The sequence below is a fragment of the Lentzea roselyniae genome, from assembly GCF_039537795.1.
GTDB classification, from domain to species: domain Bacteria; phylum Actinomycetota; class Actinomycetes; order Mycobacteriales; family Pseudonocardiaceae; genus Lentzea; species Lentzea atacamensis.
The window spans coordinates 180,405-204,173 of the sequence record NZ_BAABBE010000005.1 but is presented as its reverse complement, the minus strand read 5'-3'; the positions used below and the strand labels follow the sequence as shown (position 1 = coordinate 204,173).

The following is a 23,769-nucleotide window of genomic DNA, read 5'->3' as shown; positions in this document are numbered from 1 at the left end:
ATCGTGGCACGCGGTAGTAGGGTCCGTCGGGTGGCGCGGGTGACTGGCATCGGCGGGGTTTTCCTGCGTTCCCGAGATCCTGCGCGCCTGGCCGCCTGGTACCGCGACAACCTGGGCGTGCCGATGAGCGAAAAGGGCACCGTCACCTTCCACTGGCTCGACACGGCGACGTCCGAACGTCCGGGCACGACGACGATGGCGTTGTTCGCCCAGGACACCGACTACATCGGCGAACCCCACCAGCGCACCATGCTGAACCTGCGCGTCGACGACCTGCCGTCGTTGATGGCGAAGCTGCGGGCGCGCGGGGTTGAGGTGCTGCCGGACACCGAGGACTCGGAGTTCGGGCGGTTCGGGTGGTGTGTTGATCCGGAGGGGAACCGGATCGAGCTGTGGGAGCCCGCCGAGGGCATGTAAAACCGGGTGCGGCTGGACAGCCCGTGGTGTCTGATCGGCCCTGTGTTGCGAACGCCGGAAGTCGACGAGCTGACCGCGGCCGTGCAGGCCCTCCGCGAGTGGCAGCACGACGACGCGCCCATGCAGCTGCACCCGGGGGACATCGGCTGGGCCTGGCGGCTCGGCGCCGAGGCGACAGCCGCCACGGTCCGCACCTGGAGCCGTGACGGCCGGATCCTCGCGGTCGGTTTCCTGGACCAGCCGGACCTGCTCCGCTTCACCATCGCCCCGGACGCCCACCACGACGAGGAACTGGCTCAGCGGCTCGCCGCCGACGTGAGCGACCCGGCCCGCGGCGTGCTCCCGGCGGGCAAGGTCTACATCGAGTCCCCCAAGCACACCCGCTTCCAGGAGCTGATGTTCCAGAACGGCTGGCAGTCCGACGTACCGTGGACCCCGCTGCGCCGCGACCTCTCGTCGCCGGTCGAAGATCCCGGCGTGGAGATCGAGGTGATCGGCCCCGACCGGGCCCACGTGCACGCCGACGTGATCAGGGCGTCGTTCGAGAGATCGACCTTCACCGCGGACCGTTGGCACAACATGGCGAACGGCCCGTACGAGGACGCGCGCAGCCTCGTCGCCCACGCCGGGAACCAGCCGGTGGCAGCCGTGACCGTGTGGTCGGCAGGCCCCGGCAAACCCGGCCTGCTCGAACCGATGGGCGTGCACCGGGACCACCGCGGCCAGGGCTTCGGCAAGGCCATCACCATCGCGGCGGCGAAAACCCTCCAGGAGCTCGGTTCGTCCATCGCGCTCGTCTGCACGCCGAGTTCCAACGTCGGTGCGGTCGCCACCTACCGGGCAGCGGGGTTCCAGCCGATGCCGGAGGTGTTCGACCAGCGCCGCGACTAGAGGAGTTCGAGCACGAAGGCGAGCTCCTGCGGGGCGTACCAGGCCAGCTCGTGGTCCTCGGCGCTGCCCAGCGTGAACTCGGCGTCCGGGTCGCCCATGTCGGCGGCGTCGACCACCTCGGCGGCCGCTCGGACGTCCTCTTCGGCCTCGGACGTGTCCAGGTGCACGGATGCGACGTCCTTCAGCGTGACGGAGCCGGCGACCTTCACGACCGAGTGGTCGAGGTCGGGGCGCAGCGTCACGTCGTCGGCGTCCACGGCGATGACCGCGCGGCGCGGCTCGGTCTTCTCGTCGCCCGCCAGCAGCCTGAGCGAGGCTCGGGCGGCGTCGAGCATCGCGGCGTATTCGAGCTCCTCGGTGTCGCCCGCCGCGTAGGACTCGCGCAGGGCGGGCGTCAGCGCGAACGCCGTGCCGCCGATCGGGGTCAGCTCGCCGCTGTCGACGAATGTGCGCAGCATCGACACCGTGGCCGGGATGTAGACCCTCATGAACCGCTCGCCGTCCCCATCAGTTCCTCCACCGACTCCTCGACCATGGTCGCGAGAACGTCCACATCGGACATGGCGTCGCGGTCGCCGTTCAGTCCGAAGTAAACACCGCCGTCGTACGACGTCACCCCGATGGCCAGTGCCTGGTTCTTGGCGAGCGGGACGACCGGGAAGATCTCGGTCATTTTCGCGCCCGCCGCGTACAACGGCACCTGCGGGCCGGGAACATTTGTGACGATCACGTTGAACAGGCGGCGCGAGAACGACGAAGCCGCCCGCGCGCCCAGCGCGTGCAGCGTCGGTGGGGCGAAGCCGGAGACCTTCACCAGGGCGTCTGCGGCGACGGACTGGCCGGACTCCTTGTGCGCGCGCATCGCGTGGCTCACGTGGTGCAGGCGCACGACAGGGTTCGGTTCGCCGACCGGCAGGTCGACGAGGTAGGCACTGACGTTGTTGCCCGAGTCCGGGTCGGCGTCGCGGACCGAGAGCGGCGCCATCGCGCGGATGGTGGTGCTGCCGGTGACGTTCTCGCCGCGGCTGAGCAGCCAGTTCCGCAGCGCACCGGACAGAGCCGCGAGCACCACGTCGTTGACCGTGCCGCCGTGTGCCTTGCGGACGGACCGCAGGTCGTCGAGCTGAGCACGCGCGACGGCGAAACGGCGCTGCGGCGACGTGATGCGGACGTTCAGCGGGCTGCCGGGCGCTGGGGTCGCGGCGGTGCGGACGGCGGCGGCCACGGCACCGAAGGCGTTGAAGACCTTCTCGACCGTGGCGACGGTGTCGAGCGCGGCGCTGCGGACGTTCTCGACGAGTTCGCCGGGGCGCTGCACGATGTCGGTGACCGCGTCGGCCACGAGCTGCAGCGAGCTGGGCTCCGGCTGCGGCATCCAGAGGTTCTCGACGTTCGTGCGCGGCGACGGCGACACGTCCAGCATGACCTGGCCGATCTCCAGCGACGCGATGCCGTCGATCATGGCCTGGTGGGTCTTGGTGATGACGGCGGTCTGGTTCTTCGCGAGGCCCTCGACCAGGTAGATCTCCCACAACGGGCGGGAGTGGTCGAGCGGGCGGGACATCAGGCGCGCGACCAGGTCGTGCAGCTGGGTGTCGTTGCCGGGCTTGGGCAGCGCTGACCGGCGCACGTGGTAGGTGACGTCGAAGTCCGGGTCGTCGATCCAGACCGGGCGCGCGATGCGTCCCGGGACGTGCACGACCTTCTGCCGGTAGCGCGGCACGAGGCTCAGGCGTTGCTCGATGAGGTCGACGAGCTTGTCGTAGTCGAATCCCGCCTTCGGCCGTCGGAAGACCGCCACTCCGCCGACGTGCATCGGCGTCGTGGAGTCCTCCAGGTACAGGAACGAGGCGTCCAGCGCTGACAGGCGGTCCGGCATGCCCGCCAGCCTAGTGGCGATCGGGGTCCATGAGTTTTTGAAGTGCGGCACGTTCCACGGGGTCGCGGTCGTGGCGTTCGAGCCGGATGCGCGCCGCCTCCGGGATCGCCTCGCGCGCCTTCGGGTCCACGTTGGCCATGAACGCCTTGAGGAACCGCCACCGCGTGAGCTTCTTGACCGGCGCGAGACGGGCGACGGCCAGCGACACCCAGCTCAGCGCGACGTCGAGCCTGCGGTCGCCCTTCGTGGCGCAGGCCCAGTCGAGGACCACGGGCCCTTCCGGACCGAGCACGACGTTGCCGGGGTGCAGGTCGAGGTGCAGGAGGTCGCCCTCGCCGCTGAGGAAACCGGGCGCCGGGATGACGTCGAGACAGTGGTGGAGCTCGGCCAGATCCCGTCCGAGCTGACCGGCGAGCCAGGGCCTGCGGCCGATCTCCTCGGACATCCGCGGGCCGGGCACGTACTGCATGACGAGCTCGTCGGCGGTGGCCTCGTGCACGCGCGGAACGGGGATGCCGTGGCCGCTCAGGTACACCATCATCTCGGCCTCGCGCCGCAGGTCACGGCCGGTGCGCGTGCGCTTGACGAGCAGGCCGTCGGACCGGATGAACACGTCCGAGTCCTGGCCGCTCGCAATGTGTTGACGTTGCGCGACGCTGCGCATACCTGCCGTCATGTGACGATCATCATTGATATGATCCGAAACACAAGGGCCGAACGGCTCTATCGCACCTCGTCACCCGTTTGAGCCGAGCGTGCCGGGCTCTGTCACCCTCTTGCTGTGGAGATCTCGCCCAAGGACCGTTTCGTCACCGTCTACGGCCGCAAGCCGGTGCTGGAAGCGCTGGACGACCCGGCGTTGTCGGTGGACAAGGTGGTGCTCGCCGACACGGCCCGCGGCCCGGCGGCTCGGGAGATCATCGACGCGGCACGTTCCCGCGGCGTCGCCGTGCAGCGCGCCACCGCGCAGCGCGTGAAGGTGCTGGCGGGCAACGGAAAGCAGGACCAGGGCGTGCTCGCCGACGTGGTCGCGCCCCGCATGAAGCCGCTCGCCCTGGCACTGGAGGAGGGTTCGCTGCGGTCCGTGCTCGTGCTGGACGGCATCACCACGCCCGCCAACGTCGGCATGATCCTGCGCACCGCGACCGCCGCCGGCATCGACGGCATCGTGGTGCCGCGCCGAGGTGTCGCGTCGATCGACCCGCTCGTGGTGAAGGCCTCCGCCGGGGTGGCGTTCCGAGCGCCCGTGCTGCGCTGCGGCACCGCGGCGGAGGCCTCGGCATTGTTGCGCGCGTCAGGCTTTCCGCTTTACGCGTTGGATTCCCACGCGTCCGACACGATTTATTCTGCTTCTTTCGAGGCGCGTGCCGCCTTCGTCCTGGGCAGTGAAACGTCCGGAATCACCGACGACGTGCGTCCGCACATCACGTCGTGGCTGTCGATTCCGATGGCGGCAGGCGTGGAATCGTTGAACGTGGCATCAGCCGCAGCCGTGCTCTGCTTCGAACTGGTGCGCCGCGCTCAGAGCCAATAGACGTGATACCCGTCGACTCGGGGATACCCGAGCAACGACGTGCACACCGCGACCGAGGACGCGCCCCTGACCCGGCCGATGCTGCCGGTCTGGCCCCAGGTGCCCAGGCCGTTGGAGCAGTGGGCGACGGCCCGGAAGCGTCCTGGCCGCCCTTCGTCGCAGAAGACCTCGACGCTGCGCCCGTCCCTCAGGTATTCCTCGTAGCAACCACGCTCCTGCGCCTGGGCGGGTGATGCAATTGCCGTGGCTGCAATGGCGACTGCAACACAAGCGACAATTCTTCGCATTTTCTCCCCTAAGCATTCGGCTACTTGCCCAATTGACGGTAGTGCGCAGCCGAATAATGGACAATTACGCTGCGGGGTGAAACCTCAATCGCAGAGCGCTATCGCTAGCAGGATTTCCAGCTCCTCGAGGGTGGACCGTGTCGACCGATGGTGGACACCGACCATGCCCGCTTCCGCCGCACCCCTGACGTTGATCGCGAGATCGTCGACGAAGACGCACTCGCCCGGTTCGAGGTTCAGCCTCGTCGCGGTGAGGAGGTAGATCTCCGGGTCCGGCTTCGCCAGACCCACCTCGCCGCTGATGATCGTGGCGTCGAAGAGGCCCTGCCACGTTCCCGGCGGCTGCCACCAACCGTCCGCGTTGGACAGCAGGGCGGTTTTCAGACCCTGTTCCCTGGCCTTGCGCAGCGCGGTGAGCAGCGGGGGTTCCGCGGCGTTGTCCTCGCCGGGATCGGTCAGGACGCCGCCGTAGTCGAGCACCAGGGCTTTCAACACCTTGTGGACGGTACCCACTTCCGGGTGGACCGTGTCCCGATGTCGCCTGGTGTCGCGCCTGGTTCGGCATGCCCCCAGTTGTTCGTCGCCTGCCCGCCTACGAGCCGCCGGTCGGAATGCCGGCTGTCATCCCCCGGCCTCGGCCACGGCCGGTCTGGGTTCCGGTACCGGAACCGCCGTCGCCTGAACTGGATGCCGTTCGGTTGGTGTGGGTGGTTCTGGAAGTGCTGGACGGCCGGCGGTCCAGGCGGTTGCTGCGGGAGGTCGCGGTCCCCGGGCTGGCTGCTCGGCTGGGCGGAACGGTCCGGGTGCGGGCCACCCGGATGGTTCGGGCTCCTCGGGTTTGTCATCCGTCTCGGTTCGTCGCGGAGATTTCCGTGACGATTCGGCGGGAGGGCCGGGCGTTTGCCGTCGCGGCTCGGGCTGAGCATCGGAGTGGCCGATGGTGGCTGACCACGTTCTCGGTGCTCGAGTGAAGCAGCCTCCGAAACGACGCGTGGGCCGCGCTCCCGGAGGAACGCGGCCCACGTGGTCGTGCTGCGGTCAGCGACGCTTGTTGCGGTTGCCCTTGGCCGCCTGACGCGCCGCCTCGCGACGCTCCTTGCGGGTGCCGCCCTGCTGGCCGGCACCGTTGGACTCGCCGTGCTGCTCCACGCCGCCGTCTTCCGCCGGGCCGCTGTAGGTCAGGTGCTGCTCGCCGGGGCCGCCGAGGCCCTTGCCGCGCAGGGCGGGCGGGATGGCGTTGCCGCTGGACAACTGGGCCATGGCCGGACCTGCCGGAGTCTGGGCCTGCTGCTCACGCTGCTGCTGGGCCGCTGCCGCCGCGCGGGCACGGGCCCGGGAGCCGCTCTGCGGGGTCTGCGGAAGCGCCTGCGGGGCGGTGCTCAGGGAGACCGGGACCTCGGGCTGCGCGGGCTCCGGTTCTGCCGCTTCCACCTGGAGGTTGAAGAGGAAGCCGACGGTCTCTTCCTTCAACGCGTCGAGCATCGCGTTGAACATGTCGAAGCCCTCGCGCTGGTACTCGATGAGGGGGTCGCGCTGCGCCATGGCGCGCAGGCCGATGCCCTCCTTCAAGTAGTCCATCTCGTACAGGTGCTCGCGCCACTTGCGGTCGAGGACCGACAGCAGGACGCGGCGCTCCAGCTCGCGGGTGGCGCCTTCGCCGACTCGGCTGTCGATGTCGGCCTCGCGGTTGCGGTACGCCTGCAGGGCGTCCTCGACGAGGACCTCGCGGAGGTGCTCGCGAGTGATGTCCTCATCGGACTCGAGGAGCTCGTCGGGGTCCAGCGAGACCGGGTAGAGGGTCTTGAGCGCCGTCCAGAGCTTGTCGAAGTCCCAGTCCTCGGCGTAGCCGTCGGCCGTGGCGCCGTTGACGTACTCCTCCACGACGCTGACGATCATGTGCTCGACCTGTTCCTTCAGGTCTTCGCCCGCGAGGACGCGGTGGCGCTCGGCGTAGATCACCGTGCGCTGGCGGTTCATGACCTCGTCGTACTTGAGGACGTTCTTGCGGATCTCGAAGTTCTGCTGCTCGACCTGGGTCTGCGCGCTGCGGATGGCGCGGGTGACCATCTTGTGCTCGATCGGCACGTCGTCCGGCACGTTCAGGCGCGTCATGACCATCTCGACCATGGACGCGTTGAAGCGGCGCATCAGCTCGTCCTGCAGCGACAGGTAGAAGCGCGACTCGCCGGGGTCGCCCTGACGGCCGGTGCGGCCGCGGAGCTGGTTGTCGATGCGGCGCGACTCGTGGCGCTCGGTGCCGAGCACGTAGAGACCGCCTGCCGCGCGGACCTCGTCGGCCTCGGCCTTGCCGGCGATCGTCAGCTCCTCGACGACCTTGGCCCACTCGGCCTCGTACTCCTCCGGCGTCTCCACCGGGTCGAGGCCGCGCTCGCGCAGCTCGTGGTCGGCGATGATGTCCGGGTTTCCGCCCAGCACGATGTCGGTACCGCGACCGGCCATGTTCGTGGCGACCGTGACGGCGCCCTTGCGACCGGCCTTGGCGATGATCAGCGCCTCGCGGTCGTGGTGCTTCGCGTTCAGGACCTCGTGCGGGATGCCCTTGCGCACCAGCAGCTTCGAGAGGTACTCGGAGCGCTCGACGCTCGTGGTACCGATCAGGACCGGCTGGCCCTTCGCGTGCTTCTCGGCGATGTCGTCAGCGACGGCGTCGAACTTCGCCTCCTCGCTCTTGTAGACGAGGTCGGGCATGTCCTTGCGCTGCGGCGGGCGGTTCGTCGGGATCGGCACGACGCCCAGCTTGTAGGTCTGGTGGAACTCGGCCGCCTCGGTCTCGGCGGTACCGGTCATGCCGCCGAGCTTCTCGTACAGGCGGAAGTAGTTCTGCAGGGTGATCGTGGCGAGAGTCTGGTTCTCCGCCTTGATCTCCACGCCTTCCTTGGCCTCGATGGCCTGGTGCATGCCCTCGTTGTAGCGGCGGCCGGCGAGCACACGACCCGTGAACTCGTCGACGATCATGACCTCACCGTTGCGCAGGATGTAGTCCTTGTCGCGCTTGTAGAGCTCCTTCGCCTTGAGGGCGTTGTTCAGGTAGCCCACCAACGGCGTGTTGGCCGCCTCGTAGAGGTTGTCGATGCCGAGCTGGTCCTCGATGAACTCCACACCGAGCTCGGTGACGGCGACGGTGCGCTTCTTCTCGTCGTACTGGTAGTGGTACGACTTCGACTTCTCCTCGACGACCTCGATGCGGTCCTTCTGGGAGAGCTGCGTGACGTCGATGCCGCGCATGCGCGGGGCGAGCCGGGCGAACTCCGTGTACCAGCGCGCCGACTGCTCGGCGGGGCCGGAGATGATCAGCGGGGTGCGGGCCTCGTCGATGAGGATCGAGTCGACCTCGTCGACGATCGCGTAGTAGTGGCCGCGCTGCACGCACTCGTCCAGGCTCCACGCCATGTTGTCGCGCAGGTAGTCGAAGCCGAACTCGTTGTTCGTGCCGTAGGTGATGTCCGAGTTGTACGCCGCGCGCCGCTGCTCGGGCGTCATCTCGGAGAGGATCGCGCCGACGCTCAGTCCCAGGAACCGGTGGACACGGCCCATCCAGTCCGCGTCGCGCTTGGCGAGGTAGTCGTTCGTCGTGATGACGTGCACGCCCTTGCCCGCGAGGGCGTTGAGGTAGACCGGCATGACCGAGGTCAGCGTCTTGCCCTCACCGGTGCGCATCTCGGCGATCTGCCCGAGGTGCAGCGCCGCGCCACCCATGAGCTGCACGTCGTAGGGGCGCTGACCCAGCGTCCGCTTCGCGGCCTCGCGGGCGACGGCGAACGCCTCCGGCAGCAGCTCGTCGAGCGACTCGCCGTCGGCATGGCGCTTCTTGAACTCTTCGGTCTTGGCGCGCAGCTCGGCGTCGGAGAGGTCGACCACGTCATCTTCGAGGCCGTTGATGGCGTGTGCGATGTTGCGGAGGCGCTTGAGCATCTTGCCCTCGCCGGAGCGGAGCAGTCGGGACAGCACCATCTGGATAGACCTCATCACCTGTATCGCGGCGCGCCCACGTCGGACGCCTTTCCCCTGCCCATCGTAGGCAAGTCGCCAAGATGTGCGCACAGACACAGGCGGATTGGGCCTTGTGACCTGGTATACGCAGGTCAGCCCCATCCGCGAGGGCCTGCCGCCACCTCGGCTACTGGTGTGGTGAACGCATGAGGCCCGCGTGAAGGTTCCTGGTCCGGCCAACTTCACCTTGACGGTGAACGCCCATGAGTGGAATGCGGCCGACCGGCGGTAGACGCACGCCGCCGCCCCGCACGCGAGGGGTGCGGGGCGACGGCGGTCGAAGGTGGGTGTGTAGTTACCGGGTCAGGCCAGCCTGATCACGCCGTAGTCGAATCCCTTCCGGCGGTAAACGACGCTCGGGCGCCCGCTGTCGGTGTCGGCGAACAGGTAGAAGTCGTGTCCGACCAGTTCCATCTCGTAGAGAGCCTGGTCGACGGTCATCGGTTTGGCGGCGTGCTCCTTTTCGCGTACGACGCGTCCGGGCAACTTGTCCTCGAGGCCGTCGTCCCACCGCTGCGCGGGCACTTCCGCCATGCCCTCGTAGTCGGCCTCGGGTGCGTCGAGCACCGCGGTCTTCGCGCGGCGTGACGTCATGCTTTCGCCAGCGGAGGAGAGATCCCCCAGTCCGCTTGTCGCTTCTGCCACCGAGATCGGGGCGCGCGCCCCGTGGTGGACTCGCCTGCGGTCGTGCGACCGACGCAGGCGGTTCTCGAGCTTCGCGACCGCAGAATCGAGCGCGGCGTAGAAGTCACCCGCGCAGGCTTCGGAACGGACCACGGGTCCACGTCCCTTGCCAGTGATTTCGACCCGCTGGCAGTTCTTCGACTGTCGGCGGTTCGGCTCGTGGAAAAGCTCCACGTCGAAGCGGATGACCTTGCGGTCGTAGCGCTCAAGCCGGGCCAGCTTTTCGGCGACGTGAACCCTGTAGTGATCGGGCACCTCGACGTTGCGGCCCTTAACGACGATGTCCATACACGACCTCCCTCGCTTTGCTGCGAGCTATGGCTGGACTGGTTTCGGGCGCCGTGGCGATCTTGGATCGCGGCTGTGTCGCTGAGGGTCGTCCTCGGCAGGTCTCACGGCGCCAGGGTCATGGGCTGTTCGCCTCCTCCCCGTGGGCCGGGAACGCTGATAGCGGTGCACGTTAGCTTGGGATTCACCGTCGCGTAAGCCCCCTTGCCGGGGGAACGACGAGATTTTTTGGTGACTACGCAGCGCGACGACAGCGCGTTGCCAGTCGTGTCCCGAGCGTGCCACGAACCCTGCCCACCGGCATGTTGCTCACCCGTACGGCCCAGCGCCAGACCGGCACTCGACAGCAGTCTCGCTGCGTCGAACGGGTCCAGTCGTGGCCTCATACCCAGCCAACGGCCGGCCCCCGCGTCATGTTCCCGAAACCTCGAAGAGATCGATTCCGAAGCATGAACGGGGACGGGACCGCACTTCTTGCAACCGAACTGATGGGTGCCGATGCCTGATCACGACCCAGTCACTCCTGGCCGAACGGGCGATTTCGCCCAATCACGGACAAGAGCGTTGATCAACGCAGCGCCGGGCATACCCAGCATTTCCAGTAATAACCGCTGGTCAGATCCACATGTGAATAATCGTTAACTCGGACCGGCCGATCGGGTCGTCCCGACGCCCCCCACAGCGCCGCGCGCCGCATGTGCACCCACGGCCGGTCCCGGCACCAGCTGAGACGGCGACGTGTGGACCCCTCAGTTCCGAAACATCCGCTCAACAGAGGCCGGGCCGAACGGACGAAACAGGTTTCCGGATCTTGGGACGTCGTTACAGAACTGGCGCCGAGCTGGGCTGATGCGTCCAACCTGGACCCATCAGTGATCGACAACGCGACAGGAACTTCACCCTTGTGGGCGGTGCCGAAAGTCCCCAGTCGAGACACCGGAACGCCGGCAGCGTTTTTTGTCAGACCCCGTCGCCATGCTTGTGCCATGACCGCTTTCGATCTGCTCCTCCCGTCCTCCTGCGCCGGCTGCGACCGCCCCGGCACCGCTTGCTGCGCCACGTGTCTCGACGAGTTCGGGCCGCCGGCACGGATCCAGGTGCCCGGTGTCGGGCCGCCTGTGTGGGCGCTGGCCGCCTATCGGGGCGCGGCAAGGGAACTCGTGCTCGCCTTCAAGGAGCGTGGCGCACGGGCGCTTGTGGCGTGGTTCGGCGCCATGGTGGCGGTCGCGCTGGTGTCCGCGGGCCCGCGGCCGTGGACGCTCGTGCCCGCACCGTCCCGGCGCAGCGCGGCGCGCGACAGGGGCGGCGACCACATGCTGAGAATCGCGCGGGCCGTCCAGATCGCGAACGTGGCTCAGGTCCTCCGGCTCGCTGCCGGAGTGAGCGACTCGGTCGGACTGAGCCCCGCCGAACGAAGACGGAATCTCGAAGGCAGGGTCGAGGTCCACGGCAGACCGCAACCGGGCACCACGGTGCTGCTCGACGACGTGATCACCACGGGCGCGACGGCGTCGGCCTGCGTTCGTGCCTTGCGCCGGGCAGGAGTGCGCACGGACGCCGTGCTCGCACTGACCTCCGCCCGGCCGAACCAGCCCCGGTGAATCAACCCGGGTAGAAGACCTGCGCGCCCGTTGACACCCGGATCGAGCTCGACTTCCACACGTCGGTGATGTCCGACGCGGACCACAGGCCGGTCGGGTCGATCACCTGCACCTGCCTGGCCGGCGCCGCGGCCACCGAGGTCACCGGCACGGTGAGGTTCGACTGGCTGTAGCGGTCCAGCCTGGACCCGTCCGCGTAGACCTTGGTGACCGGCAGCGAGGGCAGAGAGGAGGAGACCACCAGCACGTCCTGGGAGAGCCAGTCGACCGACTGCACGCCCGACGCCAGCGCGGACGGCTGCACCGGCCGCGGTGACCGCAGCGCCACGTCCTGGTTGTTGCGCACCACGGAGGCGACGTAGAGCTTGCCACCGATCACCAGCGCCGCCCGCGCGCCGTCGCGCGACAGCCGCAGTTCGCTGATCCGGCCGAGCGGCTCGATGTCGGTGGTGTTGACGCCCTTGGCGGACCAGCTGCCGTTGTCGGACCGGGTCACGCGGGTGACGGAGGCTCCGTCGACCGCCGTCCACACCTCAGCGGCCGGCTCCGTCGGCCCGCTGGAGAGCAGCCACGTGGGTCTGCTGAGCGTCGTCGCGCGGAGGTCCACTTCGGACAGGTCCTGCTCCAGCTCCCCCACGCGCAAGCGCATTCCGCCGCCCGCCCGCGAGACCACGGCCAGCCTCGAACCGTCGAGCGACTGCGCCGCGCTCACCACGCCGTACGAACCGCTGCCCGCGGGTCCCTTGATCGGGTTGCCGTCGGACAGCGACTTGATCGCCCCGTTCATCACGACCATGCCCTGGAGGTTCGCATTCAAAGCCAGCAACGATTCGCCCGCGGTCGCCGACACGTCGGACGGCCGGTAGTCGCGCTGGTCCGGCAGGATCTGCTGACCGTCGACGAGCACGCGCACCCGCGAAGTCGTGACCCCGGAGAACGACTTCACCACCTGCGCCACGATCTGCTTGCGCTTCTCGGGCGTCAGGTCCTTGCCCACCTTGGTGAGGTTGACCTCCAGCGCCCCGTCGTCGGCTTCCTGCGTCTCCGCGAAGACGTCGGTGTCCGGGCTGAGCGCGCTCACGAGCGTGTCGCGCACCGCGTCCCCGGGGCCCTTGATGAGCAGTTCCGTGACGCGCGAAGGGATGCTCGTCGCGGGAGGCACGACCACGTAGCGCGGATCCGGCACCAGGACGGTGAACTCCGGGTTGTAGAAGTAGAGCGTCACCCTGCGGTAGTTGTTGTTGAAAACGCTCATCGGCAGGTACACGCCGGGTGGAGCCTCGGAGATGCGCCACTGGTTCTCGCTGTTGCGCTCCAGCTTGATCGGCAGCTGGACGTCACCGAGCTCCGGTACGAACGCGTTGTCGTTGCCCAGGCGGCCGACGGCCTTGCCTTGAAGCAACACGGTGGTCGTCTTGTCCTGCGGTGCCTGCGCCGGCGGCACCGTCGAGTAGGACGTCTCGATGATGTACGGGTTCTTGGTGTTCCACTTCTCGCCGGCCTCGGGCGTCAGGTACGCGCGGGCGGCCGCGTAGTTGCTGTCCGGGTTCGAGGTCGCTTCGATGAAGTCGCGCACGAGCACGATCGGTTCGATGTTCTGCCGCGGTTCCGGAGCCTTGATCGTGTTGGTGACCTTGCTGTCCTTCGACCCGATCGGCTTCGGCTGGGTGTTCGTCGGGATCGCGGCGCACCCCGTCAAGGTCACGAGGACGAGCACCAGCAACGCCAGTCGCTTCACCGCACTTCCTCCGAAACCTCGTCCGCCGACTTCTCCGCGGGTGCGCCGTCGACGGGCTCCGCGGGCTGCCAGGTGATCTCCTCCGGGGTCAGCTCGACCTCGTCCAGCTCATCCGCGACGACCGGTTCCTCAACCACCGCAACGGGTTCGAGCGCGATCGCGGGCGCGAGCGGCAGCGGGCTCTCGCGCACCTCCTCGCCGTGCCTGCGCGGCAGCGTCAAGCGGAACACGGCGCCGTGGCCCGGCTCGCCCCACGCCTCCAGCCAGCCGCCGTGCAGCCGCGCGTCCTCCAGCGAGATCGACAGCCCCAGACCGGTGCCGCCGGTGCGGCGGTTGCGCGACGGGTCGGCACGCCAGAACCGGCTGAACACCAGCTCGGCCTCGCCCTGGCGGAGTCCGACCCCGTGGTCCCGCACGGTGATCGCGACGGCGTCGTCGTTGCCGCGCATGGTCAGCTCGACCGGCTGGCCCTCGCCGTGGTCGATGGCGTTGGCGAGCAGGTTGCGCAGAATCCGTTCCACGCGCCGGGAGTCGAGCTCTGCGGTGAGCTCGGAGTCCGGCAGGTCCAGCACCACCGGCGAACCGGCGGTCGTCGCGATCGCGCGCACCGAGTCGTGTGCCCGGCGCGCCAGCACGCGGATGTCGACCTGTTCCGCGGTCAGCTCCTCGACACCGGCGTCCAGTCGCGAGATCTCCAGCAGGTCGCCGAGCAGCGACTCGAACCGGTCCAGCTCGTCGACCAGCAGCTCGGTGGAGCGGGCGAGCCCGGCGGGGAACTGCTCGCGCGAGGCGTGGAGGACGTCCGCGGCCATGCGCACGGTCGTGAGCGGTGTGCGCAGCTCGTGCGAGACGTCCGAGGTGAAGCGGCGCTGCAGCTGGCCGAACTCCTCCAGCTGTTTGAACTGGGCCTGGATCGACTCGGCCATCTCGTTGAACGACTCGGCCAGGCGCGCCACGTCGTCCTCGCCGACGACGTGCATGCGTTCGTGCAAGGTGCCGTCCGCGAACCGTTCCGCGACCTCGGCCGCCTGTCTGACCGGCCGGACCACCTGGCGTGTCACGAGGTTCGCGATGAGCGCGAGCAGGATCAGCAGCACGATGCCGCCGACGGCCAGCGTCGACTGCACGACCTCGGCGGTGCGCTGCTCCGCGGTCAGCGGGAAGATCAGGTACAGCTGCATCGAGCGGGCGGACGTGCTGATCGGCAGGCCCACGACGAAGAGCGTGGTCGGCGTGCCGTCGCGCTGCACCGTGTGGATCTGGGTGCCCTCGGCGCCGTTCTCGACCATGTCGCGCAGGGCGCGCGGCACGTCCTCGAGCTTGCCGACGAACGGCACCCGCCCGGCACCGGCGGACCCGAGCCCGTCGGCCAGGACGGGCTCGAACGCACCGGCACCCGCCGTCGTGGCGTCCGTACCGGAGCCACCGACAGCGAGCTTGTTGATGGCGCTGGTGAACCGCGTCTGCACGCTGTCCGGGCCGGGGTTCAGGCCGACGAGGTCCGACTGGATCAGGGCGCGCGAGGCCATCGCCTGTCGCACCGCGGCCTCGTCCTTGGTGCTCAGCAGCTGGTTGGTGATCTGCATCTGCAGGACCATGCCCAGCACGAACACCACGGCGGACGACAGCGCGAGCGTGGACACGACGACGCGCAACTGCAGCGAACGACGCCACAGGTCACCAAACGCGGCCCACCGCTTGCGCGCCTCCTCGACGAGGAACTGCGCCTTCGCGACGACCGGCCGAACGAACCTCATACGCCACCTGTCACGGAGGGCCGGCCTTGTACCCGACACCGCGAACAGTCAACACCACCTCAGGGTGCTCCGGGTCCCGTTCGACCTTGGAGCGCAGCCGCTGCACGTGGACGTTCACCAGGCGCGTGTCGGCGGCGTGGCGGTAGCCCCACACCTGCTCGAGCAGCACCTCGCGGGTGAACACCTGGCGCGGCTTGCGGGCCAGCGCCACGAGGAGGTCGAACTCCAGCGGCGTCAGCTGGATCGGCCTGCCCTCGCGCAGCACCTCGTGGCCGGGGACGTCGATCGTGAGGTCGCCGATCTGCAGCACCTCGGACGGCTCGGCCTCGGTCCGCCGCAGGCGCGCCCGGATGCGGGCCACCAGCTCCTTGGGCTTGAACGGCTTGACCACGTAGTCGTCGGCGCCGGACTCGAGGCCCAGCACCACGTCGACCGTGTCGCTCTTGGCGGTGAGCATCACGATCGGCACGCCCGACTCGGACCTGATCGCCTTGCAGACGTCGATGCCGTTCATGCCCGGCAACATCAGGTCGAGCAGCACGAGGTCGGGCTTGAGCTCGCGCAGCGCGGGCAGGGCACGGGCACCGTCGGCGACAACCGCGGTGTCGAAGCCCTCCCCGCGCAACACGATCGTCAGCATCTCCGCCAGGGCGGGGTCGTCATCGACGACGAGCACGCGTGCCTTCATACTCAATATCGTCGCACTGCCGGTCGCGCGTTCGCGCACCGCCCACGTTCCGTTGCCGCTGGTGGCGGTGTGCGCTCGTTCGGTAACTGGCCGGAACCCTCGCTCCACGTGCCCCACCTCGCCCGATTTGGCCTGCTCGTCGCGGGAGTATCCGCACGACGCTCACCTTTCGTTACCTGGTGTTGTCAGACCGTGCGGACGGCGGAGGCCAGCCAGATGCGCGCATCACCCACCTTCCGCGGGTCGGCGATCGCCGGTACCGGGCGTTCGTGCCGGGCGGCGAGGTCGACCTGGTGCGTCACGGTGGCGTCCCAGCCGTACCCGTCCAGCCACTCGACCGGGTCCTCCACATCGGAGCGCCAGCGGGCGTCGAGCGCGTCGAACCGCTCGTGCACGGCTCTCATCTGCGGCAGGTCACGGAAGGCCCGGTTGACGTGTTCGAGCGCGAGCGTGCTGCCGCGGGCGGACAGCGCGCTCACCCAGTACATGAGCTGCTCGCCCGCGTCCGGCGGCAGAAACATGAAAAGGCCCTCCAGCAGCCATGCCGTGGGCCTTTTCGGGTCGTGTCCAGCGTGGATCAGCGCTGTCGCCCAGTCCTCACGCAAGTCGCAGGGGACGACGACCCGGTCGCAGGTGGGCTGGGCACCCAGGTCGTGCAGAGCGTCCTCCTTGAACTCGAGAAGACCGGGTAAGTCGAGTTCGAAGAGTCTTGTGCCTGGTGGCCACTTCAGCCGGAACGCTCTTGTGTCGAGGCCGGCCGCCATGATCACGACCTGGGGCTGGGCCGTACCGAGGAGCTGGTCGTCGAAATACCGGGTGCGCAGGACGAAGTGGTCGCCTGCGAGGGTGCGGACGCCGTTGAGGTCGTTCGCGGAGCCGGCGGCCTCCACGAGTCCGGCGGCCAGGGGATCGTCGAAGAGGCGGTGGAGATGACGTTGCTCGTTGGCGCGGGCGGCAGCGATCAGGACCGCCGTACGGGCGACTCCCACCGGGGAGCACTGCAGAACACGCTTCAAATTGTAATCTCCTATACACTCACAGTGACGTACCGGATCCACGATCGTGTCAACCGGTACGCACGTGAGCGACCACTCAAGGAGTGAAGAGTGGTTCCAGAAGCGAATGAAACTTCACGTTTGACCGCCCGTCGACCACTTGCCACGGGGCCAGCCAGTTGATGTTCGCCAATCCGTCGTAAACGACCCCGCACCGCGTCTGGAGGTCGCTATTGGATTCGTAAATGTCGCGGGCGCGGGTGTCGTCGTCCTGCTCGCGTTTGGCGGCGCGTTCGGCCGCGACCTCGACGGGCACGCGGAGCAGCAGGTGCAGGTCCGGAACGGGCAACCCGAAGCGGTCGATCTCCAGCGCGCGCACCCACTCGACGAACTCGCCGTTCTCGTCCTGGTGCAGCCGCGCGGCGTTGTAGGCGGCGTTGGAGGCCACGTAGCGGTCGAGCAGCACGACGTCGTACTGCTCGAGGTCCTTGCGGATCTGGTCGGCCGCGCCGCGCCGGTCGAGCGCGTACAGCACGGCCATGCCGTAGACGGAGTCGCTGAGGTCGCCGATCCTGCCGTAGAGGGCGTCGCGGACCAGGTCAGCGTGCACGCTCTGCCCGTAGCGCGGGAACGCGTGGCTGGTCACGGTCCTGCCCTGAGCGTGCAGCGCCTCGGTCAACCCGTTGGCGAGAGTGCGCTTGCCGGCCCCGTCCAGGCCTTCGATCACTACGAGCTTTCCCACGGGCGAACCCTAACGGCCACTCACACGGCCGCAGCACATCCCCCACACGGGCGAAATCCGATCTTTCGATCACCAGAACGAGTGACTACGGTGAACAGTCACACGGCGCGTGTGTGAAGGGTAGGTGCCGCGGTGGCCGCGGAATCCGGGCACGCCGAATCGGTCGACGAACCGATCGGTCACCCGACCGGGGGTCTACCGACCCCGCTCGCCGAGACGCTGCGCTACGGGCCGTTCCACCGCGCCCTGCGCGAGGCGATCGCCCACCGGGGCCTCTCGCTCGCCCGGCTGCGCGCTCACCTCGAACAACTCGGTGTCCAGGTGGGCCAGTCAACGTTGTCGTACTGGCAACGCGGCCTGCGTCATCCCGAGGTCCCGCGCGCCATCAGCACAGTGCGCGCGCTCGAATCCGTGCTGCGCCTGCCGCCGTCGTCCTTGCTGGACCTGATCGGCCCGCGCAACGCCAACACCTACGCACCCCGCCCGGTGGCGACCTGGCCGGAGCCCGCGCCGCTGCTCGCGACGTTCGACTCCGTACCAGAGGCCGCGCGCGGCAACGCCGACCTCGAAGTGCTGTCCGTGCACGACACCGTGCAGCTCGGCATGCACCGCGAACAGCGCTCCATCACCACACGGCTGGTCGTGCGCGCGGTGCGGCAGGGCCCCGATCGCTATCTGGCCGTGCACCACGGCGACGACGGTTCGTTGATCGAGAACGCGATGGTTCGCGCCGGCGAAGGGTGCCGGCAGGGTCGTCTGCGCCGGGAAAGCGCTTCCCGCAACCTGGCCGTGGAAATGCTGTTCGACCGGCGCCTCGCGGCCGGTGAGGAACACGTCTTCAGCTTCACGATCGTCGACGACACCGGCGGCGCGACTCCCGGCCACCACCGGACGTTCCGCGACGTCTGCGGCTCGTACCTGGTGCAGCTGTCGTTCCACCGGCGTGCGATGCCCGCGCGTTGCATCAAGCAGTTCCGGGCCTCGGCCGACGCCACACCGGTCGACGTCGAGGAGCTGGTGTGCGGGCTCGGCGGCGTCGTCAGCGCGTACTTCGGCGATGTGGGGCCCGGCATCGCGGGCATCGCCGTCGAGTGGTCCTGACTTCGCCGATCAACGGTTCGTGAGGGCGCACAGCGCCCGAACCTCGGGGGTCTGGGGGTCGTCCCCCAGAAGACAGGCGACCGACATGGTCCGCGCATTCCGCGGACACATGTCGCCGGAGGGAAGCGAGAGGGCTAAATCTTTACAGGAGTTGTGTAGAAGGAAGCACTCTCATGGCCTCGCGTTGTCCACGCTAGCAGTGATGTCCAGCAGGTTGTCCAGCGTCAAGTGCAGCTTCGCGCCGTCCTGATTGGACTTCCGCCTGATCAGTTCGGCAAGCCGCGCGACCGTGAAGTACTTGCGGCTCAACACACCTGCGATGGTCTCGCGGAGCACACCGCGGTTGGTCTCGATGCGGTTACCCCACGACGCGCCGCGCAGGTACAGGTGCAGCCACGTCGCGACCCAGCCGTCGCCGGCGCGTTCGAAGACGACCGGCAGCGCGACGCGACCGGTGCCGCGCATGGCACTGCGCGCCCGGACGGTGCTCGGCTCGAACGGCTTGCCCCTCTGGTCCCGGTCGCGGGTCATGAAGCCGAACATCGACTCGGCGACCTCGTTGAACCCCTCACCCGAGTAGACGTTCACCTGCGGCACCACAAACCTGGAGGTGGAGGCGTCGCGCGGGATGTCGATGAACTCGGTGGCGCCTTCGGAGGCGTCGGTGAGGTCACCGGAGTAGTAGGCGCCGTCGTGGTGGTAGTTCGTCCACGACACGTGGCCCTGGAAGTCGAGGTCCGGACCGAGCAACGCCGCCGTCAGGTCGTAGTCGGTGCGCATCTCGGTCTGCCGCCAATACGTGAAGAACCGCAGCAGCTCGCCTTCCACCCACGTCCTCGACCCGCGCGGCAGCACCCCGAAGCCTTCCTCGGAAGCCTTGCCGGACAACGAAACCGTGACGTCGAGCAGGTCCGGGTCGACGGTCAGTTCCGAGACTTCCGGCAGCCTGCGGACGATCTCGTCCTCCAGCACCGCGGTGATGGACTCGACAGCTTCCTGGTCGAGCGGAGGCCGCGAGTCCTCGGTGATCCACGCGCGGCGGGAGCGGTTGGCGAACACCCGCGCTGCGTCGGGCGCGGTGCGGTTCTCCAGGTGTTCCAACAGTGAGCACAGGACGCGGCCCGAGGTCTCGGGCGCGGCTTTGCTGATGGCATCGACGATGTGCGGAACGTCCTCTTTGGTCCCGTGGCGGAGCAGCCTGTCGACCTGCCGCACGAGCATGCCCGGTGCGGTACTCAGGATCTCCGCGGCTTTGCGGATGTCGTTGTCCTGGAACGCGATCTCGACGCGCCCGGCCAACGACCGCACGGTCTTCTGCTTGCGCGCCACCGCGAAGACGTCCTGCGCGTGCGGCCACTGCTCGTGCTCGTGCGGGTGCAGCCGCTCACCGAGCCGCTTCCACTGCTCGCGGTGCTTGAGAACGTCGCCGAGCTTGCCGGGGCTCTCCTCGACGGTGCTGTCGAGCGCGGCCAGCAGCAGACGGCGTTCGGGGCGGCGGAACGACCTGAGACGGGCGGGTTCGAGCAGCGTCACGTCACCGCCGGACGCCTGGCACGCGAGCCGGAGGACGTCCGTCACGGTGTCGACCACCGGCGCGGCGCCGCGGGCGAGGCGCGCGGCGTTGATGACAGCGCGGTTCTCCCGCACGGGGATCGGGTCCGGCAGCTCGCCGGTCTGCTCCGCGAGTTCCGCGAGCAGCGTCAGGTCGGCCTCGTTCAGCGGCGTCGGACTGGTCGCCAGCTCCAGGAAGAGGCGGCGGGTCTCCTCTTCGAGCGTGCCGCCGAGCTGCAGGACCGTGAGGTGGTCCTTGATGGACGGCAACAGCTCGTCGTGCGCCCCGAGCATCTCCTCGTAGGTGTGCTGGACGCGCCCGTAGCGCGGCAGCGCGAGCAGGTTGCCGCGCCCGATCTCGTGGAAGTCGGGCACGCGCCGCGCCAACGCGTCACGCACGCAGTCCGCCCAGAACTCGACGGTGTCCGGGACGCCGTGCGGGAAGTCCTTGAAGTAGGGGTTGTGCTGCACGTCGTCACCCACGAGCCCGCGCACCGCGTCCACGATCGTCTTCGCGTAGGCGGTGGGCTGCGCGAGCCCCTCGACGTGGCCGAGCAGTTCCTTCGACGCCTTGAACCCGACCTGGAGCAGCGCGCTGTCGAGCTGCCTCGCGGCGGCGCGGCCGTCACCCGCCGCTCCCGTCGACAGGGGTACGCGCAGGGTTCTCCGGATCAGGGTGAGCACGAAATCAGTCAACCTCGCACGTCAACCGAGTTCCGCGAGCGCTTTCTCGTATTGATCGCGGTCGAACCGGAACGGCCCGAAGCGGCTGTAATCGCGGCCTTTGCGGCGTGGCTGACGGAACCCGTCCCAGACGACCGTGTCGCCTTCGACCGCGATGTCCGCGAGCAACGGCCAGCAGCCGGTGTCGCCGCACGAGCAGGCGAGCACGAATCGCCCTTCGCCGGGCTGGAACGAGTGGGCGTCTCGTGCGTCCGCGATGAAGCCGGCGTACATCTCGCCCGTGGGCTGCATCTTGGCCCGAGCCTCGAAAACGTCGATCAGCTCGGTGAGCGGCGTACCGTCGACCAACGGCACGACGGCATCGCACGACCAGACGTCGTGCGTCTCCACCGCGAAACCGAACTCGTTCACGACCGCAGCGTAATTCCACCCGTTTGGGCACGCTGTTGTTTTTCCTCCATCACCTAACGTCGGGTCCATGAACGGCGATCCGTCCACTCCGTACAGCCGTGACCTGGGCGACGAGTTGCGCCAGGTGCGGGAGCGCTTCACGACGTTCCGCGCGCGGCGGATCGCCCGGATGCTCGGGTGGGATCCGGGCAAGGTCTCCAACATCGAGCACGGCAAGGTGCGCGCCAGTGAGATCGACATCGTCCAGTACCTGGGCCGGTGCGGACGCCCGCAGTCGTTCATCGAGGACTTCCTCAATCGCTACCGGTCTGCGTTCAACCTCTACTTCGTGCAAGTGCCCACCAACTTGCGCACGGTGACGATGGCGGAGTCGAGCGCCGACAAGATCACCAGTTACAGCATGACCACCATGCCTGGCCTTGCGCAGACGAAGGATTACGCATCCGCCCTGTTCCAAGCCCGCGGTATGACTGCTCAGGAAGTGATCGAGCGAGAAGTCCGCTTCCGCATGGAACGGCAGGCGATCCTGCTGCGCCCCAATCGCCCCAAAGCCACCTTCTACGTTCATGAATACGCGCTGCGGCTCAAAGTCGGCAGTGACAAGGTCATGGAAGACCAGCTCATGAGGCTGCTCTTCCACACCCATGTCATCCGGATCGTGCCCGAGGCAACCGGCGCGGCGGGTGCCCTGAACGCCGAGTACCAGCTGTGGGAGTACGAGAAGCGCGGCAGTGTGGCCTACACGGAGTCTGACCTCGCCCAGGTGTTCGTTCAGGACCTCGCCGGAGTCAAACGCTGTAAGGCGATCTTCGCGAGCCTGGATGCGGTCGCGCTCGATGAGGAACAATCGCGGTCGATGGTGGCGGATCTCGCCAGTCGATCGCGGGAGGACCTCAGTGGCCGGAAACTGCACCTGGCGTAAGAGCAGCTACAGCGGAGGCACCGAAGGGACCGCGTGCGTCGAGGTGGCGTTCGCCCAGGTCGTGCGCGTGCGTGACTCCAAGAACACCGCAGGTCCCGAGTTGGGGTTCAGCGCTGGGGCCTGGCAGGTGTTCGTCAGCTCTGCGGCAACCGCACAACAGTAGGGCCCGCGCCGACGTTGACCACGAGTTCCCACTGAAGAGCGGCGGTGGGTTCGGGTGCAGTGACGAAATCCGCGTGGATCAGTGGGGCGCCGGTCAGCGTCCGGTAGAAGCGCCGGGGCCTCGTCGGGCTGGTCACAGGCCAGGACCATGCGGCCGGGAGGAACCTTCCACCCGGTGAAGGTGCGTGCCTGCCACAGCGAGACAGCGGCACCGAACGGGTCGACCAACGTCGCCATGCGGCCCTGATCGCCGGCCTCGAAAGGCGGCACGACGAGGCGAGCGCCGTTCGCCACCGCCGCTTCGGCACGACGATCGACGTCGTCGACCGCCAGGTAGAAGGCGATGTGGTCGGGCGTGTCCGGCGGGTAGACCGGGTTCGACAGGTCGCTCACTCCGCCGATCAGGTGGCCGTCGACGGAGATCTTGGTGGCCTTGCGCCAGTCGTCCTCGTCCACCGCGAAGTGCCAGCCCAGGGACTGCGAGAAGAAGGCGGCGGTGCCGGCCGGGTCGTGGGTTTTCAGGTCCATCCAGCAGAACTCGTTCATCCTGCGCTTTTCAGGTCGTAGGGCACCGGAAGTCCGAGCGCGGCGAGGAACCTCGCCGTCTTGACCTCGACGAACACCTCGGCGTCGTCGATGGCGTCGACATCCTCCCCCTCGTCCCACTCGAAGTCGTCAGGATTTTCGTCCGCGGCCAGGTAGCCGAGAAGTTCTGCCTGCTTGGCGGTGACATCACCCGAGTTGTGGAGGGCCCACCACGCGGCCAGGCCCGCTGCCTCGCGCAGGACGTCGGTCGGGTCGGAGGCGTTGGGGTTTTCGAAGTAGGTGCGCGGCGTCAGGCCGAGGTAGGCGACTCCACTGCCTGGTCCGGCGGGCGCGTAGACGACCGAGGCGATGTCGCTGTCGTGGATGTCGATCCACAGCGACGGCTCGTCCAGCGGCGGCAGCTCGCCCTCGGACAACGTCTTCCACTGGCCGTGCTCGTAGGCGTAAGTGCCGAAGAATCCCACGACGGACATGAAACAGGGGCCTCCCACACAGCGCACGGGAGGCCCCTGTCAACTAGTCCTCGTACTGCAAAGCGGCGATCTCCCACGCGGACGCCGCACTTTCCCGAGTGGCGATGTGTGCGGCGGGCAGGTCGAGCACCTGCATCAGGCTCGGGTCCATCTCGATGACGTGGCCGAGGTGGAAGAGTCCACAGGCGTCGTCCACGTTCGGGTCGTTCACGCCGTCCCCGATGAGCCAGTCCCCCTCGTCGTCGTGCACCACGACCAGAGCAGGCATCTCCCCGTTGGCGACCGTGCGCTGCACGATGGCGCCGACTTCCGGGCAGCAATCCGACGGTGTTGCTGTCACGGCGTTCGCTCTACTCCTCAGGTGCGAAGAGGGCGCCCCGGCCGCGTGGTGCGCAGCCGGGACGCCC

24 protein-coding genes and 1 pseudogene are annotated in these 23,769 nt (G+C 68.3%); 8 read left to right on the top strand and 17 right to left on the bottom strand.

Going from position 1 to position 23,769, the window contains the following annotated elements; translation table 11 throughout:
* The first annotated feature begins 30 nt into the window (after window positions 1-30).
* On the top strand, window positions 31-417 hold the full coding sequence (locus ABFX45_RS10870) for a VOC family protein (protein ID WP_170155132.1): 387 nt from the start codon (window positions 31-33) through the stop codon (window positions 415-417).
* A 33-nt stretch (window positions 418-450) separates the two neighbouring features.
* Complete coding sequence (locus ABFX45_RS10865) at window positions 451-1,308, top strand: GNAT family N-acetyltransferase (protein ID WP_112227092.1); 858 nt, start codon at window positions 451-453, stop codon at window positions 1,306-1,308.
* On the opposite strand, the gene ABFX45_RS10860 is transcribed toward ABFX45_RS10865, so the two are convergent.
* From ABFX45_RS10860 to ABFX45_RS10850, 3 genes are read right to left on the bottom strand one after another with little or no spacing between them, the layout of a single operon-like run.
* Window positions 1,305-1,796 (bottom strand): DUF6912 family protein, encoded by a 492-nt coding sequence (locus ABFX45_RS10860; protein WP_109639245.1) that lies wholly within the window; start codon window positions 1,794-1,796, stop codon window positions 1,305-1,307. The genes ABFX45_RS10865 and ABFX45_RS10860 overlap by 4 nt on opposite strands.
* On the bottom strand, window positions 1,793-3,187 hold the full coding sequence (locus ABFX45_RS10855) for a WS/DGAT/MGAT family O-acyltransferase (protein WP_346129360.1): 1,395 nt from the start codon (window positions 3,185-3,187) through the stop codon (window positions 1,793-1,795). Before ABFX45_RS10855 ends, ABFX45_RS10860 begins: the two co-directional genes overlap by 4 nt.
* Window positions 3,188-3,197: 10 nt before the next feature.
* Entirely contained in the window at window positions 3,198-3,863 is a 666-nt protein-coding gene (locus tag ABFX45_RS10850) for a phosphotransferase (protein WP_346129358.1), read from the bottom strand.
* 105 nt (window positions 3,864-3,968) lie between these two features.
* Between ABFX45_RS10850 and ABFX45_RS10845 the strand changes: the two genes are divergently transcribed.
* On the top strand, window positions 3,969-4,721 hold the full coding sequence (locus tag ABFX45_RS10845) for a TrmH family RNA methyltransferase (RefSeq protein WP_109639242.1): 753 nt from the start codon (window positions 3,969-3,971) through the stop codon (window positions 4,719-4,721).
* On the opposite strand, the gene ABFX45_RS10840 is transcribed toward ABFX45_RS10845, so the two are convergent.
* Together ABFX45_RS10840 and ABFX45_RS10835 are read right to left on the bottom strand one after the other, a co-directional pair.
* A complete protein-coding gene (locus tag ABFX45_RS10840; RefSeq protein WP_146231712.1) occupies window positions 4,709-5,008 on the bottom strand; it encodes a hypothetical protein in 300 nt (99 codons plus the stop codon). The two genes, ABFX45_RS10845 and ABFX45_RS10840, sit on opposite strands and share 13 nt — an antisense overlap.
* An 84-nt stretch (window positions 5,009-5,092) precedes the next feature.
* Complete coding sequence (locus ABFX45_RS10835) at window positions 5,093-5,503, bottom strand: HAD-IA family hydrolase (RefSeq protein WP_109639363.1); 411 nt, start codon at window positions 5,501-5,503, stop codon at window positions 5,093-5,095.
* 68 nt (window positions 5,504-5,571) lie between these two features.
* Here ABFX45_RS10835 and ABFX45_RS46400 point away from each other — a divergent pair, with 68 nt between their 5' ends.
* Entirely contained in the window at window positions 5,572-5,979 is a 408-nt protein-coding gene (locus ABFX45_RS46400) for an Rv3235 family protein (protein WP_428834116.1), read from the top strand.
* A gap of 67 nt (window positions 5,980-6,046) precedes the next feature.
* Here ABFX45_RS46400 and secA read toward each other — a convergent pair whose 3' ends face one another.
* Window positions 6,047-8,980, bottom strand: coding sequence for a preprotein translocase subunit SecA (gene secA, locus ABFX45_RS10830; protein WP_346129355.1), 2,934 nt, complete (start codon window positions 8,978-8,980; stop codon window positions 6,047-6,049).
* A gap of 342 nt (window positions 8,981-9,322) precedes the next feature.
* Window positions 9,323-9,991: a ribosome hibernation-promoting factor, HPF/YfiA family gene (hpf, locus tag ABFX45_RS10825; protein WP_109639239.1), complete on the bottom strand. Its 669-nt coding sequence runs from the start codon at window positions 9,989-9,991 to the stop codon at window positions 9,323-9,325.
* Between the two features lie 986 nt (window positions 9,992-10,977).
* Between hpf and ABFX45_RS10820 the strand changes: the two genes are divergently transcribed.
* Window positions 10,978-11,592 (top strand): ComF family protein, encoded by a 615-nt coding sequence (locus ABFX45_RS10820; RefSeq protein ID WP_346129352.1) that lies wholly within the window; start codon window positions 10,978-10,980, stop codon window positions 11,590-11,592.
* Between the two features lies 1 nt (window position 11,593).
* Here ABFX45_RS10820 and ABFX45_RS10815 read toward each other — a convergent pair whose 3' ends face one another.
* From ABFX45_RS10815 to ABFX45_RS10795, 5 genes are all read right to left on the bottom strand, one after another.
* On the bottom strand, window positions 11,594-13,330 hold the full coding sequence (locus tag ABFX45_RS10815; protein WP_109639237.1) for an LpqB family beta-propeller domain-containing protein: 1,737 nt from the start codon (window positions 13,328-13,330) through the stop codon (window positions 11,594-11,596).
* Window positions 13,327-15,087: an MtrAB system histidine kinase MtrB gene (gene mtrB, locus ABFX45_RS10810; RefSeq protein ID WP_109639236.1), complete on the bottom strand. Its 1,761-nt coding sequence runs from the start codon at window positions 15,085-15,087 to the stop codon at window positions 13,327-13,329. Before mtrB ends, ABFX45_RS10815 begins: the two co-directional genes overlap by 4 nt.
* A 10-nt stretch (window positions 15,088-15,097) precedes the next feature.
* The gene (mtrA, locus tag ABFX45_RS10805; protein ID WP_030471262.1) at window positions 15,098-15,775 is read right to left on the bottom strand and encodes an MtrAB system response regulator MtrA; all 678 of its coding nucleotides are present in this window, start codon (window positions 15,773-15,775) and stop codon (window positions 15,098-15,100) included.
* A 185-nt stretch (window positions 15,776-15,960) separates the two neighbouring features.
* Complete coding sequence (locus tag ABFX45_RS10800; RefSeq protein ID WP_346129349.1) at window positions 15,961-16,791, bottom strand: SAM-dependent methyltransferase; 831 nt, start codon at window positions 16,789-16,791, stop codon at window positions 15,961-15,963.
* Window positions 16,792-16,867: 76 nt separating this feature from the next.
* Window positions 16,868-17,512, bottom strand: coding sequence for a dTMP kinase (locus ABFX45_RS10795; protein ID WP_346129347.1), 645 nt, complete (start codon window positions 17,510-17,512; stop codon window positions 16,868-16,870).
* A gap of 132 nt (window positions 17,513-17,644) precedes the next feature.
* On the opposite strand from ABFX45_RS10795, the gene ABFX45_RS10790 reads away from it, so the two are divergent.
* Entirely contained in the window at window positions 17,645-18,613 is a 969-nt protein-coding gene (locus ABFX45_RS10790) for a hypothetical protein (RefSeq protein WP_109639234.1), read from the top strand.
* Window positions 18,614-18,784: 171 nt separating this feature from the next.
* Here the strand turns inward: ABFX45_RS10790 and ABFX45_RS10785 are convergent, their stop codons facing one another.
* Window positions 18,785-20,848, bottom strand: a complete 2,064-nt coding sequence (locus ABFX45_RS10785) for a TerD family protein (protein WP_346129345.1) — start codon at window positions 20,846-20,848, stop codon at window positions 18,785-18,787.
* A gap of 21 nt (window positions 20,849-20,869) precedes the next feature.
* Window positions 20,870-21,259 carry a hypothetical protein gene (locus ABFX45_RS10780; RefSeq protein WP_346129343.1) on the bottom strand — a complete coding sequence of 130 codons (390 nt, stop codon included), beginning with the start codon at window positions 21,257-21,259 and terminating at the stop codon, window positions 20,870-20,872.
* Window positions 21,260-21,326: 67 nt separating this feature from the next.
* Between ABFX45_RS10780 and ABFX45_RS10775 the strand changes: the two genes are divergently transcribed.
* Both ABFX45_RS10775 and ABFX45_RS10770 read left to right on the top strand, forming a co-directional pair.
* Window positions 21,327-22,181, top strand: a complete 855-nt coding sequence (locus ABFX45_RS10775; protein ID WP_346129341.1) for a helix-turn-helix domain-containing protein — start codon at window positions 21,327-21,329, stop codon at window positions 22,179-22,181.
* Window positions 22,081-22,344 carry a DUF397 domain-containing protein gene (locus ABFX45_RS10770; RefSeq protein WP_346129339.1) on the top strand — a complete coding sequence of 88 codons (264 nt, stop codon included), beginning with the start codon at window positions 22,081-22,083 and terminating at the stop codon, window positions 22,342-22,344. The genes ABFX45_RS10775 and ABFX45_RS10770 overlap by 101 nt, the downstream gene beginning before the upstream one ends.
* Before the next feature lie 212 nt (window positions 22,345-22,556).
* Here ABFX45_RS10770 and ABFX45_RS10765 read toward each other — a convergent pair.
* The 3 genes and pseudogenes from ABFX45_RS10765 to ABFX45_RS10755 form a co-directional block, all read right to left on the bottom strand.
* Window positions 22,557-22,871: pseudogene (locus ABFX45_RS10765) on the bottom strand (VOC family protein); the annotation flags it as partial.
* A gap of 14 nt (window positions 22,872-22,885) precedes the next feature.
* Window positions 22,886-23,362: a hypothetical protein gene (locus tag ABFX45_RS10760; RefSeq protein ID WP_346129337.1), complete on the bottom strand. Its 477-nt coding sequence runs from the start codon at window positions 23,360-23,362 to the stop codon at window positions 22,886-22,888.
* Between the two features lie 43 nt (window positions 23,363-23,405).
* Window positions 23,406-23,702, bottom strand: a complete 297-nt coding sequence (locus tag ABFX45_RS10755; RefSeq protein ID WP_346129335.1) for a hypothetical protein — start codon at window positions 23,700-23,702, stop codon at window positions 23,406-23,408.
* Window positions 23,703-23,769 lie beyond the last annotated feature (67 nt).

Coding starts and splice junctions, on each gene's coding strand:
- ABFX45_RS10860 (WP_109639245.1), bottom strand. CDS start 1,796: ATGAGGGTCTACATCCCGGCCACGGTGTCGATGCTGCGCACATTCGTC.
- ABFX45_RS10855 (WP_346129360.1), bottom strand. CDS start 3,187: ATGCCGGACCGCCTGTCAGCGCTGGACGCCTCGTTCCTGTACCTGGAG.
- ABFX45_RS10850 (WP_346129358.1), bottom strand. CDS start 3,863: ATGACGGCAGGTATGCGCAGCGTCGCGCAACGTCAACACATTGCGAGC.
- ABFX45_RS10840 (WP_146231712.1), bottom strand. CDS start 5,008: ATGCGAAGAATTGTCGCTTGTGTTGCAGTCGCCATTGCAGCCACGGCA.
- ABFX45_RS46400 (WP_428834116.1), top strand. CDS start 5,572: ATGCCCCCAGTTGTTCGTCGCCTGCCCGCCTACGAGCCGCCGGTCGGA.
- secA (WP_346129355.1), bottom strand. CDS start 8,980: ATGGTGCTGTCCCGACTGCTCCGCTCCGGCGAGGGCAAGATGCTCAAG.
- hpf (WP_109639239.1), bottom strand. CDS start 9,991: ATGGACATCGTCGTTAAGGGCCGCAACGTCGAGGTGCCCGATCACTAC.
- ABFX45_RS10820 (WP_346129352.1), top strand. CDS start 10,978: ATGACCGCTTTCGATCTGCTCCTCCCGTCCTCCTGCGCCGGCTGCGAC.
- mtrB (WP_109639236.1), bottom strand. CDS start 15,087: ATGAGGTTCGTTCGGCCGGTCGTCGCGAAGGCGCAGTTCCTCGTCGAG.
- mtrA (WP_030471262.1), bottom strand. CDS start 15,775: ATGAAGGCACGCGTGCTCGTCGTCGATGACGACCCCGCCCTGGCGGAG.
- ABFX45_RS10775 (WP_346129341.1), top strand. CDS start 21,327: ATGAACGGCGATCCGTCCACTCCGTACAGCCGTGACCTGGGCGACGAG.
- ABFX45_RS10770 (WP_346129339.1), top strand. CDS start 22,081: ATGCGGTCGCGCTCGATGAGGAACAATCGCGGTCGATGGTGGCGGATC.
- ABFX45_RS10760 (WP_346129337.1), bottom strand. CDS start 23,362: ATGTCCGTCGTGGGATTCTTCGGCACTTACGCCTACGAGCACGGCCAG.